Raw genomic sequence first — 14112 nt, forward strand, 5'->3', positions numbered from 1 at the left:
TAATGATCCGCAGGCCCTAAGCGGAGGACGTTGGTGCAGCTGTCGAGTGCAGGGGCCCGCCACAGTCGCGCCTGAACAAGACGAAGTAACTACCGGGCAGGAGCGGCTGGTGACCGACACAGGGATGCGCGCACCTGCTGTCGGTCACCAGCCGCTCCTGATCAGTTGGCCCTCATGTGGCCGGTGGCCGAGGGGGCCACCGGCCATCACAGCGGCGTTCCATCCCGCGTGGCCGATGACCGGTGACCGATAGACACGTGACCGATTCCGGCGTCCGTGACCGGTGACCGATTCGGTGGGCCCAACGGCCATCGGCCACGACCGATCCGGCCCCGATCGGCCACCACATGAGCGTGACCGGTCACGAACGCCGACCAGTCACCGGCCACTTCTCCGGCTCTCTGGCGGCCGGACGGAAACACTCACTAAGGCCGTGACAGGCTTCGTCCTCCGCGCCCTTGCTTGGGGGCGGCGCTGCCGCACTGCCTGAGCCCTCGTTGATCAGGTGCCGAGCTGGTCCCACCACCAGGCGATATCGGGGTAGGGCGGGGGTGTCAGGTCGTCGGGATCCCAGAAGACAGGGGAGTCCACCAGGTTGACGGTGGGTGGGGCCATGGGGGCCGGGAGATCTTTCGCCGCTATGTAACGGACGCTGGCCGCACTGTAGTGAAGTGTGCTGGAGATCCAGTAGGGGAGGTTGGCGGCATACCTAGTGATTTCAGGACTGGGGTGCCGGAGAAGCCTTTTTTGGAGGCGGAGCATGAGGCAAACAATCCGCTCATGCAGTACCCAGGCTTCCTTTATTGCCTCTGTCAGACTGAGGTGATGCTCGTGCGCTAGGGATGTGACGATGTTCGGGTGCTCGGCGTTCATTTCCTTGGCGAGGGACATCATGTCGTTGGCGATGAGAGCTGGCAGGAAAACGGACCTTGTGAAGGCATCGACAAGGGGTGAATTAAAGGCGCCTTGGGGCAGCTGGTACCCGCAGCCGACTGGAAGGTACGCGGCAAGCGAGAATACGCCGGATTTGATGGGGCGCATGCGAAGGTAGTCGCTGACCGGCATCGTTCTCCCCAGAGCAGAGACCGAGTACATGAAGGCCCATTTGAGCATCATGTGGCAGACGGCCACGTGCATGTCGTGATTGCTCAAGGGGGCGACGGTCCTGTCCAGCAGGTCCCGGCAGTCCCGCGACATCCGTGCCCAGTTGTTGTCGGCCGCGGGGGCCTGTGAGGGGTTGATCCAGGGATCAGTGATGTCGCCGACGCGCACCACCAGTGCATCCCGCTGGCCGGAGAGAGAATCCAGATGGTCGTCCATGACGAAGAAGCCGGCAAAGTAGCTTGTATACGCCATGATGGCTTCTTCGGTCCAGGTGGGCGAACCGGTTCCCAGTAGGAACCCGAAATCCATGGCGCGCAGATAGTCGCTGCTATACAACCCGTCGTGCAATTCGTACTTTTCGACCCACTCGACCATGGCCTGGTTGATGGTTTCACTTCCGACGGGATGCATCCTCAAGGGGACAGGGGAGTAGACGTTAACGACCTTGCCGCTCAAGGCATTGATGACGTCCGCGGGCGAGAAAGACTGCTGACTTGTCATATGTCCCTTCCCTGCTTTGTGTCCTCTAATAATCTGGGGCCGGTGAGGAGGTGGGCGGCATGGCTCGCTGGGCCGGGAGGCGCACGGGGCGCCCGGATGTCAGGTCAGTAGTCGCGGTGGGTGACGAAGTCCGCGAGGGCAGCCAGCTCCGCTGCCGCGGTGGGGGCCGGGCGGGCTGCCGTCAGGTGGGACAGGGCCTGTTCTCGATGGCGGGCGGCTTGCCTGGCCGCCCAGGCGCGTCCCCCGGCCTCCTCAACCCACTGGGCTGTTTGCCGGATCTCGGCCGGGGACAGGGGGCCGTGATGCGCATACCGTTCGGTCAGCGCCCGTCCCGCTGGGTGGTCGGCGGCGAGGGCGGCGGCGACGGGGAGGGTCTTCTTGCGAGCGGCGAGGTCCGCCCCGGCCGGTTTGCCGGTTTGCTTCGGGTCGCCCCAGATGCCCATCACGTCATCGATGAGCTGGAACGCCGCCCCCACGTGTGCGCCGAACTCCCGTAGGTGTTCTTCGCGTTCCGGCCCTGCCTCGCCGGCCAGGGCCCCCAGGGCGCAGGAGGCCGCAATCAAGGCACCTGTCTTTCCGCCCGCCATCGCCGCGCATTCTGAAACCGATGCGGTGGGACGGCTCTCCAGCAGCGTGTCGACGTACTCGCCGTGGACCAACTCCTGTACCGCCAGCGTCAGCCGACCTACCCCCAGAGTGCCCAACGGCGGCGGGGCCTCGGACAGCACCTGAACGGAGAGGAAGAACAACGCGTCGCCGGTCAGTATCCCCGCGGGTACCCCCAGCAGCGCCCACAGGGCCGGACGCCCGTGCCTCAGCCGGTCGCCATCGATGATGTCGTCGTGCAACAGAGAGGCGTTGTGGACCAGTTCCACCGCTACTGCCGCGGGTATTCCTGCGGCCCGCTCGCCGCCGACCGCCTCGCAAGCCGCCAGCGCCAGGGCAGGCCGTATCGCCTTCCCCACGTGCCCGTCCAGCCGGACACCCGTCTGATCCCACCAGCCGAAGTGCACCCCCACCAGATGTCGTATCTCTCTCGGCAGCCGACCGGCCGCCTGATGTAGCGCGGGGCGGACCACGGCACTGGCGCCCTCAAGAACCTGCTGTGGGTCAGGCGCCGCCGACGCCGGGGAAACCACCACCGTCACTTCAGCCGCCTCCTGCTTGGGAGAGTCCCGTCAGACTCGGGGGAGGGCCACCCGCAATCAGCGATCTTCGACGAGGGTCTCCTACCTCTCATAAATGCGTAAACCTGCCCTTGCTACAAGCCCACGCCGGGGGCGCACACGAAGCACACAGCGCATTCGATTCACTACGGGGCCCCGTCCGTGCGCTGCCAGGCGGCGGACCCGCCAGCATCAGACCACCCGCGCTGAGCTCGTGTTCCCTGGCCCGCAACGAGGTGCTGGAGGAGTTGCCGGTGCCCCGTTCAGGGGGAGTTCGCGCAGCCAGTGGTTCCCGGCCATGGCGGGACGCAGTACGCCCGGGGCGTCCTTGAAGCGGAGATCGTCGTCGACGATGATCGGCATCCGGTCGCGTATGAGCGCCTGCCGATCAACATCCCAGGACTCCCAGCCCGCCGGGGAGCACTTGATCAAGTGCATGGCGTCGGACCCTAGGTATCCGACACGACCTGATGCAACGGCCTCCTTGGTTCACCACGAGGCGGCGGGCCAGGGAAGGCGACACAACGACTAATGGTCGGCTGGAGTCAACCCTCGAAGGACTCCCGAAGCCGACCAGTTAATTTTCCAGGCGGACCGGCATCAGTATCGAGAAGGTGCCCTCGGTGTCGGTCCGGCGGATCGCCAGGGGCGCCGTAGGGGCGCCGAACTCCAGAATCAGTTGGTCCCGGGCTCCGGCGGCGAGGGCATGCAGCAGGAACTCGCGATTGACGGCGATGTTGTCCTGGCCGTCGTCACCGTCTTCACAGACGCACACCGTGCCGTCGCCCGCCACCTTGAGCACGCTGAGGTCACAGGACACGCCGTCCTGCTCGCGCACCTCGCTGACGCGGACGGAGCCGGTTTCCACCGCCGTCCGGAAGGCCGGGACATCGACGAGGGCACGGTGCCCTGCCGGCAGGCGGACGAGGCGACGGTAATCAGGAAAGTCGTGATTGAGACACTGGCCAGCCGCCTGACGGTCCCCTGCCTCCAAGGCCACGCGGTCACCGTCCACAGTGAGCTGGACGGATGCGTCGTTCCTCAGCAGCGCTCGCATCGCGTCGGCGAGCGGGGACGGCACGATGACCTGCACACGGGGCCCGCCATGCCCGGTGGTACCGGCTTGTGCGACTGCCATCCGGTACCGGTCGGTGGCCACAACATGGAGCGTCTCACCCTCGATGTCGAACAGGACACCGCCGAGCATCGGCAGCTGCGGGTCGGTACTGGCGGCGAAACGGACCGCGTCCAACGCGGCCGCCAGCTCAGGCGCGGAGACGGCCAACCGGACGGTGGCGGTGCGGAGCAAAGTCATGGGATTCTCCCTGTATTCGAGTAGCGCTCGGACTGTGGAGAACTCACTGCGGGCATCGGGCAGCCCCAGTTCAAGACGACGCAGATGCGCCTGAAGCAGCTTCCGCACCAGGTCGGTGTCCTCACTGCACCAGCCGGCCAGCACAAGCCGAATGTCCGCCAATGGCATACCCGCCCGGCGCAGGTCGACTGGAACTGCGACGTTTCCGCGGCCTTTTGGAGTCAGGGGCGATGAGCCTGTCGGAGATCGCCAGGGAGACCGGACTGGACCGGAAGACGGTCCGCAAGTACCTGTCGGCGCCGGGCCCGGCGAGCCCTCCGCGGCGGTCGCCGAAGGGGCGGTCCCGGGCGAGGGCGATCGACGAGTTCGCGCCGCTGGTCGACTCGATGCTGCGGGCCGAGGTCCTGATGAAGGCATCAGTGATCCACGAGCGGCTGGCCGCTGAGTACGGGTTCACCGGCAACTACCAGCGCGTCAAGCTCTATGTTCAGGAAGCCCGCCCGCGAATCGCCGAGGAACTCGGCATCACGCCGAAGGAACTGGCGGGCATGCACCGCCGCTTCGAGGTGATCCCTGGGGCCCAGGCCCAGGTGGACTGGGGCGACGAGGGCGAGATCCTCGCCCACATGGGCATCCCGAAGGTCTACTCCTTCCACATGACGCTGTCGTACTCCCGCGATCCGTTCTGCTGCTTCACCACCAGCCAGGACCTCCAGACCTTCTTCGACTGCCACCGCCGGGCCTTCGCCCACTTCGGCGGCGTCCCGATGGCGATCGTCTACGACCGCACCAAGACCGTCGTTCGCCGGCACGTGGCCCCGGGCGAGGCGGTGCCGTTGCACCCGGAGGCGGTCGGCTTCGCCGGCCACTACGACTTCGACGTCCTCGCTGCCTATCGCCCCACCGGCAAGGGCCGCGTCGAGCGGCAGGTCCTCATCGTCCGCGACCACGTCCTGTCCGGACGGGCCTTCTCCTCCATCGAGGAGATGGACGCCGCCTTCACCACCTGGGTCCCGCAGCGTCGGGCTCAGGCCCACAGGACTCACCAGCAGGTCATCGGAGAGCGGGCGGCACGCGACCATGCGGCCCTCAAGCCGCTGCCGTCGGCCCCTTATCTGGTGGCCGAGCGGCATCTGCGGCCGGTCGGCAAGGACTGCCTGGTCGCCTTCGGCGGCAACCTTTACTCGGTGCCCGCCCGCAAGATCCGTCCGCGCCAACTGGTCGAGATCCGGGCTACGAAGTCACAGGTCATGCTCCATTCAACCGCCCCCGACAACGGCGGAGAGACCCTGGTGGCCATGCACCCGCGGGCGGTCGGCCGCGGAGTCCGCGTTGTTGACGAGACGCACTGGGACGGCCTGCCAACCGGCAAGGGCCGCCGGACCACCACCGGCGACGTCCCAGCCCAGCCCCGGCACGAACCGTCGCCGGGCCGGGAGACCGGGCCGCTGGAGACCCTGCTGAGCCGGGCAGCCGTCACCAGGATCGAGGTCGGCCGCCGCCCGCTGTCGGTCTACGACGAGCTGACCGGCACCCGCCCCTTCACCACCCACCCGAGCACGAGGGAAACGTCTTGAGCGAGCTGACCGGCAACCGCATCCGCACCACGGCCGGCAAGCTCGGCCTGCCCCACCTCGCGGAAACGATCAACGAGTACACCCGCCGGGGGGACGAGGCGAAGATGGGCTACCTCGACTTCCTCGACCTGGTGCTGTCCGAGGAGCTGGCCGTCCGCGACGACCGTCGCTTCCGCCAGGGCTTGCGACTGTCGAAGCTGCCACACCACAAGACACTGGACGAGTACGACTTCTCCTTCCAGCCCGAGCTCGACCCGCGCAAGGTCAAAGACCTCGCCACCCTGTCGTTCGTCGAGGCCAAGGCCAACGCTGCCCTGCTCGGCCCGCCCGGGGTCGGCAAGACGCATATCGCCGTCGCTCTCGCAGTCGCGGCCTGCCGGGCCGGCTACTCGATCTACTTCACCAGCCTCGACGACATGGTCCGCAACCTCAAAGCCGCCGAAGCAGCAGGCCGTCTGGCCAGCAAGCTCGGCACCTACCTGCGGCCCAGCGTCCTCGTGGTCGACGAGGTGGGCTACCAGCCCCTCGAACGCGCCGAGGCGAACCTGGTCTTCCAGGTGATCTCCAAGCGCTACGAGAAGGGCTCGATCATCCTGACCTCGAACAAGACCTTCAGCGAATGGGGACAGGTGTTCGGCGACGAGGTCCTCGCCACTGCCATCCTCGAACGCCTCCTCCACCACTGCGACGTCATCGCGATCAACGGCCCCAGCTACCGGCTGAAGAACCGGCTCGCCGCCATCGAACGCGACACTGACGCCGCCTGACCAGACGCACAGAACCCTCGCCAGGCAGCACACCCGTCAACTGTCCGAGCCGACCTCTACGATCACGCCGTGACCGAACAATCGCCCCTGGCCCCCTTCATCCTTGACGAGGCAGACGCCATACAGACCTCGCACTGCCTGATGCTTTTCGACGGCGACATGGAACACGTCGAGGACGTCTTCGAGGAGCACAATGCCGAAGGCAACGGGCACGGCTGGGAGGGCCTGGCCCAGTCGCTCGTCCACTCGCTCATGCCCGAACTCGCCGACCGCCTGGACTTCGGGTCCGAGTCCGGCACCTTCGTCGTCACCAGCACTGACCTCACCGCGCTCCAGCAGCTGGGAGACGTGCTCCGCGACGCTTTCCACGACCGCGACCTCCTCGCACGCCACATCCAAGTCGCTGACCCACTCTTCCTGCCCCGCTAACGAGCCGCGAATCGGTCTTGACCGCATCTCGGGGTGTGTCAATTTAACGGCTGATCTTGGTTGTTGAGGTTCAGTTGCTGGCCGGGGTCAGTCGGCCTTCGAAGGCGATCTGGAAGGCGTTGAGAGGCGCCTTCCAGCGCATGGTCCACCGCTTGCGGCCCTTCCCCGTCGGGTCAAGGCTCATCCCGGCTGACGAGGGAGCAGCGGCAGCGGCAGAACGACCACCGGTTGACGGAGTGGCGTGACTACCTGCCCTGAACCGCTGCTTCGCCGACGACTGGCCCTGTCACCGCGGCCGTCTGCCCGACTGCCAGCGCCGACTCGCGAAGCAGCCAGGCGGGTCTTCACCCGCCGGATGATGGCCGCCTGGTCGGCAGACGACACCGCGACGTTCGAGGCACTGCTCAACGGGGCCTGCGCCGATCCGCAACGTCGCCAGTCCTACCTGCGGGATTTGTTTCAGCTCACCGTCGATCAGGCCGAGGTACACGGCCGACGGGCTGGACGGCCGTTCACCGTGGTCCGGCAGATGAACAAGTCCATCCTCAAGGAGGGGCTGCAGAAGGACGACTGGAATCGGTCGTAAGCCCGGGTCGTGGCAGGCGTCGGCCCTCCCGTAGGGAGGCCGGGAGGGACGGCGTGGCCCCGCCCAGCACACGGGCGGGGCCAGAGTGAGGGATCTCCACCTTGGGGGGAAAGAGGATCACCGCCGTCACAGCATTGCACTCGTTTCAGCCACACAACAGGGTCGTGACTGGAATACGTTGCGGGCGGTCGAACACGGCGATCCGGTCCGTCGGTAGGTCGGAGTTTCCGTGAATGAGCGCCCGACCAGGGCTCTGCAGCGTGTACTCGGCCCAAGAGTGAGAACGCCAACTGCCCTCTGATCTCGATCGCTGCCCGCGCCCCTGCGTCGCCAAGCACCGGACGTGCCCCTGCGCTCTCCCGCCATTGCACTTACGGTGCGGGTTCGAAGTGGACTTCGGTGGTCGGGCACTGCTCGGCAAGCTCAAGCAGCTCGGCCTGTTCCTGCGGGTCGACGGCCAGGTCCCAGCGGAGCTTGGTTCCGGTCCATTCCGCGGCGTACTGGCAGTGGACTTCGCCGCTGGGCGGCATCCAGGTGCCCGGGGCCTACGGCGCGTCGATCGCCTACCTGTGGAACTGTGATCGAGGACGAGACAACCCCCGCCCGCCGGACCTCTACCTGAGCCGTTGTCCGTCCTCGTCGATGCACAGCTCGTCGCGTAGCGCGTCCATCTGCTCGCGCGGGTAGCCGGAGCAGCCCACCGCGACACAGAACTGATAGCGCGTCACGCCACGAACGAGCCAGTCGGGCTCGGGCGAAGGGGCAGGCTGAAGGGCGGAGGCCGTGAAGGCGCGGATGTCCTTGGGGAGGCAGCCACCGCCGTAGCCGATGCCGGGCCTCATGCCGCCGCTGCCGATACGCGGGTCGATGCCGAGGATCTCCACGATCTGGGAGACGTCGGTGACGAACAGGGGGACGCCGGCGTCCAGGATGGGGGCGTAGACGGCGCGGATCGCCTTCTCGCCCTCGGCCGTGGTGAGACCGGCGATGAGACAGGCCGGCAGCGTGGGCAGACAGCGCGCAGGCCGCATCAGCGGCGGCTGGTCCAGTGGTGGATTACGTCGCCCATCGGCTGCCTGCGGCCGCCCGGGCCGACTCGGACGCCCGGTGCCTGGTTGAAGCGCAGTCTGGGGCCGCGTTCCCTGAGCTCCACTTTGTCCTGCCAGGTAGGCCGGAGGGGATGTCCGACGATGACCTGCTCGCATGTGTCGGCCAGGTCGGTGTTGCACCGTTCAACCCGCCTCGCGCTCACATCTGCCACCGATGTGCCCGTGCCGCGGGTGAGGACCAGTTGCTTGCGCGGATCCAGGGGGAACCTGATCTGATGGGCGTCCAGGAGACCGAAGCCCTTGTAGGCGTCCTCCTTGGAGTTCGGCTTCCACAGGATGAGAGGGGCGTCTGAAGTGAGGAAGTCGGCTTTGTGTGAGACCTCCAGCTGCCAGTGCCTGCTGCGGAAGTGCGGCATAAGGTCGTCCACCGTCCCCAATGTCGCGTAGATCGCATCGGTCTGGGAGGGGACGCCGTACATGGCTATCACGCCTTGGAGCCAGCTCCACGCGCCTTCTATCTCGGCGGGCTGCGGAGCGAAGCCGAGGTGTTCGCGCTCCAGATATTCCGCGACCAGGGCGTAATCCAGAGGCCGGTCTTTCGCGTACGCCTTCACTGCCTGGGGGAAGAGCACGACGGTGCGCCTTTCCGGCGTCCGGTTCATCTGGGCAGCGAGATAGAGGCACAGCACCTCCCGGTCTTCGCTCCTCGCAGCCGGTAGTCGACCAGTGCGGTCGATCTCGCGCATGACCTGGACGCCGTCATCGTCCAGGTGGGAGAGCTTGTCCTCGACGAAGGTGGAAGTGGTGCCCGTCCGACGAGATGGTGGTGTTGAAGCCGCCTTGGACGGCGACGTTGATGACGTTGGTCGTGTAGGGGGCCGTGCTGCCGCGCCGCCTGACGCGGACCTGGTTATCGACGCCGAAGCGTGCCAGGTAGGACCGCGGGACGAAGTGGTGGCGCTTGGGTGGCGACATGCGATCGAGGGTAGTCCGCGACGCTGCCACGTCCCGGCGCTGGAGCACAGCAACCAGCTTGTTCGGTGCGACGGTCGCGGCCAGCTATCTGCACGCCAGCGGCCTGCCCGTACGGTTCACCGCCAAGGAAGCCGCCGACCTCGCGGAGCAGGTGTCGGCCGGGCACGTGGACGTGCGCGCCCTGGCCACGGCCCTGAAGGAATGGACCGAGCGCATCTGAGCACACGAGTGGCGAGGGTTGGGTCACGCAGATGCGGCGCCGGACGCTTGCCCCCCGTCCTGTCTCAAGCTGAGTGGGCACCGACCAGGCCCCGCTTTCGTCACTCCAGAGGCCCACTGTCATAAGGCTCAGCGCTGGTCGCGGAGCGTGACGTATACAAGGTGCGGCGAGTCAGCGAACGGCTCCCGCTTCAGGGGCGTTGCGTTCGAGTCTCCCTGGCCTTCTCGACGCTTGCCTCGAGGATGGACATGAGGTCTTGGGCGTCGATGGCGGCTGGAGCCGGTGCGGCCTTGGGCACCGGCTCCCCGGCCATCTTTGCTGTGAGGAGTTCACGCACTCGCTCCTGGTACTGATCGCGGTGCTCTCCTGGATTCCAGTCGGCGCTCAAGGCCTCCACCAGTTGGACGGCCATGGCGAGGGCCCTGCCGCTGGGGGCGGCCTTCTCCTCCGGAAGTTCTGGCAGCTCTTTTCGGGGATCGCGCACCTCATCCGCCCAGCGCAGGGTGTGCGCGGCGAGGACGCCGTCAGGGTCCGCGGTCACCGCGACCAGGTACTGGCGTTGGTGCATGACGAGCGTGCCGATGCCAGCCCGCCGTGTCTGCCGCAATCGCCTGGTGGAGCAGGGCGTAGACGCCTTTGTACTCGCTCGCCTGGGGCGCGAGGTAGTAGGTGCGGTCGAAGTACACGAGCTCGATGGCGGCGACGTCAACGAACGAGGTGATCTCCAGCGCGCGTGTACGACCTGGCGCGATGTCGTCCAGCTCCGCCGGTTCCACGATGACGTACTCGTCGCCGACCTCGAAGCCCTTGACGATCTCCTCGGCGTCGACCTCCTTGCCGGTGCGCTCGTTGACGCGCTTGTTGCGCACCCGGTCGGCGGTGCCGCGCTGGATCTGCCGGAAGCGAGCCGCATGGCTCTGCGTCGCGGTGACGAGCCGGATGGGCAAGGTGACGAGGCCGAACGTCACCACGCCGTTCCAGACCGCGCCGGCCATGCCCTCCACCTCCTTACCTCCCATCGCAATCCCGCCGACCAGTGATCGCATCCCAGCGTTGGTGCAGGTCACCCTGGGCGTGTCACTGCTGCAGGGTGTTGCCCCTGTGGGTCCAACAGGGGCAACACCCTGCAGCGGCCGGTTTCGCTTCGACACGGAGGAGCGGGAGGTCGAAGGATCGCGTCACGCTGCTCTCGGGAGACTGCAGGGCTCCCAGCCCCGAAGGTCAAGATCCTCCGCGGCCCGCGCGGTGTGCCGGGCCATCACCCACAACTGGGTATCGGGCAGGCAGTGGCGCGACATACCAACCGCCGCCACGACGATCCGGGTATCGACCGGGGCGAGGAGCACGCCCCCGTACCAGCCCTCAAGAGAGACGAGCGTCGTGGTGTCCCCGGCGCGAACCACCGTGACGCGGGTCCGGACGTGGCGCTTCAGACTCATACCGCCCCCTTTACGTGCTTGTGCGTGGGGGGTGAAGGGATCATGCACCCGATTCAGCCATAGGTATAGGGGGTGTGACCGGAAACGCCACTCAACGCACACTGGCTCCTTTGACCGTCACGCCGGACGAGCCCGCCGCGCTCCGGCGGCACACTGCGTATATGACCCCGTTCGGCTCCGCTCGCCGGCGCCTGTGGAACATCACCGGGTAGACCCTGGCAGCCATCGGGCTTTCCTTGAATGAGCCGGATCACCACGTCCGGGTCGGTGCCGTACAGCCCAACCCAAGTCCCGCACCGACCGGACGTGCCGGTGGGAAGCCATCTCATCCCTCAGGTCATCGAGCGCGTCCGACGGCCGTGAGGACGAACGAAGTCACGCCATCCCGCGACGAAGACCGCGCCCGTCGGCGACGGGTGTGACAGCGTGGACCTCAGGCCGGGTCCCTCACTCCCCCCGTGGTGACGGACCCGGCCTCTTGCCCGCGCCGGCCAGAGCCCGCTGCGGCGGAGGGTCACCGCACGCGCGGGCAACGACCTCACCCAGAGCTACGCCTTCACCCTCGCCCCGGCCGACGACATCCTGATCAAGGAGATCCTGACCGACAGGGTCCGGGCCCGCGCCCGCGAGCGCGGACTGCCGATCTTCTACCTCGACACCGAGGGTCTCACCGAGAACGGGAGCTACAAGCCCTACCTCATCGAGGGCGCCCGGGAGCCGGCGCGGCGGTTCTATGAGCGGCACGGCTTCATCGAGGTCGAGCGAACGGACGGGCTGCGCAACGATGAACGGGAGCCGGACGTCCGCTACGTCTGGCAGCCCCAGGAGGAGACGGTGCCGACGGTGGATCTGATGGCCCCACTGGAGGAGAGCGTACGGACGGCGAAGGCCGCACGCGGGGACTGAGGCGACCGCGGTCTCCTTCCCCTCAGCCCCTGCCGGGGCGGCTTCCCTAGGTCAGACCGGTCTCCGGGGCGCAGATCGGGCACGGCCCGATATCCGGCTCGGCCAGCGCAATCCTGGCCTCCATCTCCCCCAGGAACCCCCCAAAGCCCTGGTAGGAGGAGCAGCTGCCCCGGTGCAGGAGAGCAGGGCGCCCAGCCCGCTTCGGTTGGATCTTCCACGACGACTGGGCATGCGCAGCCTCCCGCCGACGCCGCTCCTGCGCTTCCTGCTGCTCAAGCTCGCGGATTGTCTGACGGGTCCGGTTCAGCTGGTACGCCTGGTACTCCTCCACGATCCTCAGGCGGTCGAGACGGGACAGCGGTGGGCGGTCCGACACGGCTACGCCGCTTCGCCCTGGCCGGAGTCGGCATCCTGCTGGTGGACGTGCTTGAGCGCCATGCGCTGATCCACCACCTCGCCGACAGCGACCGTCTCCCAGTACGGGTGCGTCGACACCGTGACCGACAGCTCGACGAGCTCGTGGCGCAGCCGGGCCACCTCGGCTTTCTGCTCGTCGGTGTAGCCAGGGCTAGGTGGCAGGCTCCGAGGATCCCCGTCCGCGTAGAGCACCTTCGGGGCGGTCCACCCTTCGGAGGGCTCCACCGACCACGGGAGAGTGCGACCGAGCGCTTCGTACTCCGCCCACGTCTGGTGCAGGCGTTGCTGAGCAGAGCGGAGGTCTTGGGGAAAGTCGTACGCGGCCACCCCAGAATGATACGCGTGTTCGATTTTGGGAGGCCAGCAGGCACGCCGCCCCTTGGTGATCTACAGGTCGAGCACCGCGCGCAGGGCCTGGCTGACGCGTTCCATGACCGCCGGCTCCACGCTGCCGAGCAGCTGCCCGCCGTCGAAGCGCGCTGTTCGCAGTTGCTGGAGGTTGACCGCGACCGCGGTGCAGGGCAACGGCTCGTCGAGCACGACGGACATGGCGGTGTCCGGGTAGCGCCCGGCGGGGTGCAGCACGATCGCGAGGACCGCGCCGTATGCCTGTTCCAGGCCGTCGAGCGAGACGACGAGGACATTGCGGCCGTCCGGCAGCGTCCAGATTTCCCCGCGCTTCACAGAGTGTCGCCCTCGCCGCACAGGTCGTCGCCGAGGCCGAGCCTGGCGAGTTGCTGGGCAGCGTCGAGCACAGCCTGCCGACGTGCGGCGCGCACGATGTAGGCGTTGAGGGACAGACCGGCAGCCTCAGCGCCGGCACGGATCGACGGGTCAAGGTCATCCGGGATTCGCAATGTCATGACAGCCATGCCACCACATTAGCAACCGCAGAGCGGTGTCAGTCAGTGGTGGCGCTCGGCTTTCGCTTGTACAAACGAAGCGTCCCGGAAACGGTCGTATTGGGACGACGGGCCGCCGCGTACGCCAGCGTCTGCCGTGCCGTCCCGAAAAGCGTCCCGGAACCCGCAGCAACTCCCGCCAATCGGGACACGGCTACGGGACACTGGACGCCGAGGGTATCCGCCCGAAGTGCGGGGACCGCTGGCACCCAGAGACCGTACGGCGGATGCTCGCCCACGAGACGCCGTACACCCTCCGCCGCAGGTAACATGCTCGACTTCTCACGACTTACCGAGTGTCGCCCTCTGGAAAGCGTCGGGGTCATCGACGCGGAGGCTCAGACCCAACAGGCTCATGACGTACAGCGCCAGCCGACGGTCTGAGGACCGTACGACCCTCGGATCAGGCTTAGCCTCCTCGATCTCTTTCGTAGGGCGTCCGTCTTCTGTCTGGTGGAGCACCCAGCAGAGTTTCTCGAAGACTTCGCAGGTGATGGCGGGTCGATTTTCGATCATGCCCTTACGAGACGCACGCCGACCTGTCTGGTCAAGGTGCCGCGCGGCAGGGGCGGCGGCTTGGGCTGCCCGGGCGATGCCCACGCGGCCGATATGGGGGTCGGGGAACACGCCCGGGCTCTCCCCTGCCGCTGTTGCCGGGAACTGCCCTACTCGCGGGCTTCGGTGTTCTCACGGATCGCCGTAGCGACTTCCAGCAGGGCGTACGCAATGGCCCCCAACCACGTAGGCCCCCCATTGCCC

At 67.1% G+C, this 14112-nt stretch carries 17 protein-coding genes and 3 pseudogenes; 6 read left to right on the forward strand and 14 right to left on the reverse strand.

Going from position 1 to position 14112, the window contains the following annotated elements; genetic code table 11:
* Positions 1 to 501: 501 nt before the first annotated feature.
* The 4 genes and pseudogenes from J7I98_RS36915 to J7I98_RS36930 all read right to left on the reverse strand — a co-directional run.
* Positions 502 to 1605, reverse strand: coding sequence for a hypothetical protein (locus tag J7I98_RS36915; protein WP_214929449.1), 1104 nt, complete (start codon positions 1603 to 1605; stop codon positions 502 to 504).
* A 104-nt stretch (positions 1606 to 1709) separates the two neighbouring features.
* Positions 1710 to 2570, reverse strand: coding sequence for a polyprenyl synthetase family protein (locus J7I98_RS36920; RefSeq protein WP_308378063.1), 861 nt, complete (start codon positions 2568 to 2570; stop codon positions 1710 to 1712).
* A 393-nt stretch (positions 2571 to 2963) separates the two neighbouring features.
* On the reverse strand, positions 2964 to 3209 hold the full coding sequence (locus J7I98_RS36925) for a hypothetical protein (protein WP_214929451.1): 246 nt from the start codon (positions 3207 to 3209) through the stop codon (positions 2964 to 2966).
* A gap of 139 nt (positions 3210 to 3348) precedes the next feature.
* A pseudogene (locus J7I98_RS36930) lies at positions 3349 to 4269 on the reverse strand (DNA polymerase III subunit beta); the annotation flags it as partial.
* A gap of 47 nt (positions 4270 to 4316) precedes the next feature.
* Here J7I98_RS36930 and istA point away from each other — a divergent pair.
* The 4 genes from istA (at position 4317) to J7I98_RS36950 (ending at position 7445) form a co-directional block, all read left to right on the forward strand.
* Complete coding sequence (gene istA / locus J7I98_RS36935) at positions 4317 to 5663, forward strand: IS21 family transposase (protein ID WP_251021731.1); 1347 nt, start codon at positions 4317 to 4319, stop codon at positions 5661 to 5663.
* A complete protein-coding gene (gene istB / locus J7I98_RS36940) occupies positions 5660 to 6430 on the forward strand; it encodes an IS21-like element helper ATPase IstB (RefSeq protein ID WP_214929453.1) in 771 nt (256 codons plus the stop codon). Before istA ends, istB begins: the two co-directional genes overlap by 4 nt.
* 69 nt (positions 6431 to 6499) lie before the next feature.
* Complete coding sequence (locus J7I98_RS36945; protein WP_214929454.1) at positions 6500 to 6859, forward strand: Imm51 family immunity protein; 360 nt, start codon at positions 6500 to 6502, stop codon at positions 6857 to 6859.
* Positions 6860 to 7214: 355 nt separating this feature from the next.
* Positions 7215 to 7445: a hypothetical protein gene (locus J7I98_RS36950; protein ID WP_214929455.1), complete on the forward strand. Its 231-nt coding sequence runs from the start codon at positions 7215 to 7217 to the stop codon at positions 7443 to 7445.
* A gap of 371 nt (positions 7446 to 7816) precedes the next feature.
* On the opposite strand, the gene J7I98_RS36955 is transcribed toward J7I98_RS36950, so the two are convergent.
* From J7I98_RS36955 to J7I98_RS36965, 3 genes and pseudogenes are all read right to left on the reverse strand, one after another.
* Positions 7817 to 7975 carry a hypothetical protein gene (locus J7I98_RS36955; protein WP_214929456.1) on the reverse strand — a complete coding sequence of 53 codons (159 nt, stop codon included), beginning with the start codon at positions 7973 to 7975 and terminating at the stop codon, positions 7817 to 7819.
* A gap of 84 nt (positions 7976 to 8059) precedes the next feature.
* Positions 8060 to 8476 carry a hypothetical protein gene (locus J7I98_RS41790; RefSeq protein ID WP_251021732.1) on the reverse strand — a complete coding sequence of 139 codons (417 nt, stop codon included), beginning with the start codon at positions 8474 to 8476 and terminating at the stop codon, positions 8060 to 8062.
* A pseudogene (locus tag J7I98_RS36965) lies at positions 8476 to 9469 on the reverse strand (DUF4238 domain-containing protein). The gene J7I98_RS41790 and the pseudogene J7I98_RS36965 overlap by 1 nt, the downstream one beginning before the upstream one ends.
* On the opposite strand from J7I98_RS36965, the gene J7I98_RS36975 reads away from it, so the two are divergent.
* Complete coding sequence (locus tag J7I98_RS36975; protein ID WP_214929486.1) at positions 9468 to 9689, forward strand: hypothetical protein; 222 nt, start codon at positions 9468 to 9470, stop codon at positions 9687 to 9689. The pseudogene J7I98_RS36965 and the gene J7I98_RS36975 sit on opposite strands and share 2 nt — an antisense overlap.
* Positions 9690 to 9879: 190 nt before the next feature.
* On the opposite strand, the gene J7I98_RS36980 is transcribed toward J7I98_RS36975, so the two are convergent.
* The 3 genes from J7I98_RS36980 to J7I98_RS36990 all read right to left on the reverse strand — a co-directional run bounded on the left by J7I98_RS36980 (position 9880) and on the right by J7I98_RS36990 (position 11128).
* Entirely contained in the window at positions 9880 to 10257 is a 378-nt protein-coding gene (locus tag J7I98_RS36980) for a hypothetical protein (RefSeq protein WP_214929457.1), read from the reverse strand.
* Positions 10214 to 10684 carry a Ku protein gene (locus tag J7I98_RS36985; RefSeq protein ID WP_214929458.1) on the reverse strand — a complete coding sequence of 157 codons (471 nt, stop codon included), beginning with the start codon at positions 10682 to 10684 and terminating at the stop codon, positions 10214 to 10216. Before J7I98_RS36985 ends, J7I98_RS36980 begins: the two co-directional genes overlap by 44 nt.
* A gap of 183 nt (positions 10685 to 10867) precedes the next feature.
* Positions 10868 to 11128, reverse strand: a complete 261-nt coding sequence (locus J7I98_RS36990) for a hypothetical protein (protein WP_214929459.1) — start codon at positions 11126 to 11128, stop codon at positions 10868 to 10870.
* 714 nt (positions 11129 to 11842) lie between these two features.
* Between J7I98_RS36990 and J7I98_RS41795 the strand changes: the two are divergent.
* A pseudogene (locus J7I98_RS41795) lies at positions 11843 to 12034 on the forward strand (hypothetical protein); the annotation flags it as partial.
* Between the two features lie 46 nt (positions 12035 to 12080).
* On the opposite strand, the gene J7I98_RS36995 reads toward J7I98_RS41795, so the two are convergent.
* From J7I98_RS36995 to J7I98_RS37010, 4 genes are read right to left on the reverse strand one after another with little or no spacing between them, the layout of a single operon-like run.
* Positions 12081 to 12410 (reverse strand): DUF6233 domain-containing protein, encoded by a 330-nt coding sequence (locus tag J7I98_RS36995; RefSeq protein ID WP_308378064.1) that lies wholly within the window; start codon positions 12408 to 12410, stop codon positions 12081 to 12083.
* A 2-nt stretch (positions 12411 to 12412) separates the two neighbouring features.
* Entirely contained in the window at positions 12413 to 12778 is a 366-nt protein-coding gene (locus tag J7I98_RS37000) for a hypothetical protein (protein ID WP_214929460.1), read from the reverse strand.
* A gap of 60 nt (positions 12779 to 12838) precedes the next feature.
* A complete protein-coding gene (locus J7I98_RS37005) occupies positions 12839 to 13135 on the reverse strand; it encodes a type II toxin-antitoxin system PemK/MazF family toxin (protein ID WP_214929461.1) in 297 nt (98 codons plus the stop codon).
* The gene (locus tag J7I98_RS37010) at positions 13132 to 13323 is read right to left on the reverse strand and encodes a toxin-antitoxin system HicB family antitoxin (RefSeq protein WP_251021733.1); all 192 of its coding nucleotides are present in this window, start codon (positions 13321 to 13323) and stop codon (positions 13132 to 13134) included. Before J7I98_RS37010 ends, J7I98_RS37005 begins: the two co-directional genes overlap by 4 nt.
* Between the last annotated feature and the right edge of the window lie 789 nt (positions 13324 to 14112).

Origin of the sequence: Streptomyces sp. ISL-98 (assembly GCF_018614055.1) — a bacterium.
In the GTDB taxonomy this organism is placed as follows: Bacteria; Actinomycetota; Actinomycetes; order Streptomycetales; family Streptomycetaceae; genus Streptomyces; species Streptomyces spiramyceticus.

Coding starts and splice junctions, on each gene's coding strand:
- J7I98_RS36915 (WP_214929449.1), bottom strand. CDS start 1,605: ATGACAAGTCAGCAGTCTTTCTCGCCCGCGGACGTCATCAATGCCTTG.
- J7I98_RS36925 (WP_214929451.1), bottom strand. CDS start 3,209: ATGCACTTGATCAAGTGCTCCCCGGCGGGCTGGGAGTCCTGGGATGTT.
- istA (WP_251021731.1), top strand. CDS start 4,317: ATGAGCCTGTCGGAGATCGCCAGGGAGACCGGACTGGACCGGAAGACG.
- J7I98_RS36950 (WP_214929455.1), top strand. CDS start 7,215: ATGATGGCCGCCTGGTCGGCAGACGACACCGCGACGTTCGAGGCACTG.
- J7I98_RS36955 (WP_214929456.1), bottom strand. CDS start 7,975: ATGCCGCCCAGCGGCGAAGTCCACTGCCAGTACGCCGCGGAATGGACC.
- J7I98_RS41790 (WP_251021732.1), bottom strand. CDS start 8,476: ATGCGGCCTGCGCGCTGTCTGCCCACGCTGCCGGCCTGTCTCATCGCC.
- J7I98_RS36975 (WP_214929486.1), top strand. CDS start 9,468: ATGCGATCGAGGGTAGTCCGCGACGCTGCCACGTCCCGGCGCTGGAGC.
- J7I98_RS36980 (WP_214929457.1), bottom strand. CDS start 10,257: ATGCACCAACGCCAGTACCTGGTCGCGGTGACCGCGGACCCTGACGGC.
- J7I98_RS36985 (WP_214929458.1), bottom strand. CDS start 10,684: ATGGCCGGCGCGGTCTGGAACGGCGTGGTGACGTTCGGCCTCGTCACC.
- J7I98_RS36990 (WP_214929459.1), bottom strand. CDS start 11,128: ATGAGTCTGAAGCGCCACGTCCGGACCCGCGTCACGGTGGTTCGCGCC.
- J7I98_RS37010 (WP_251021733.1), bottom strand. CDS start 13,323: ATGGCTGTCATGACATTGCGAATCCCGGATGACCTTGACCCGTCGATC.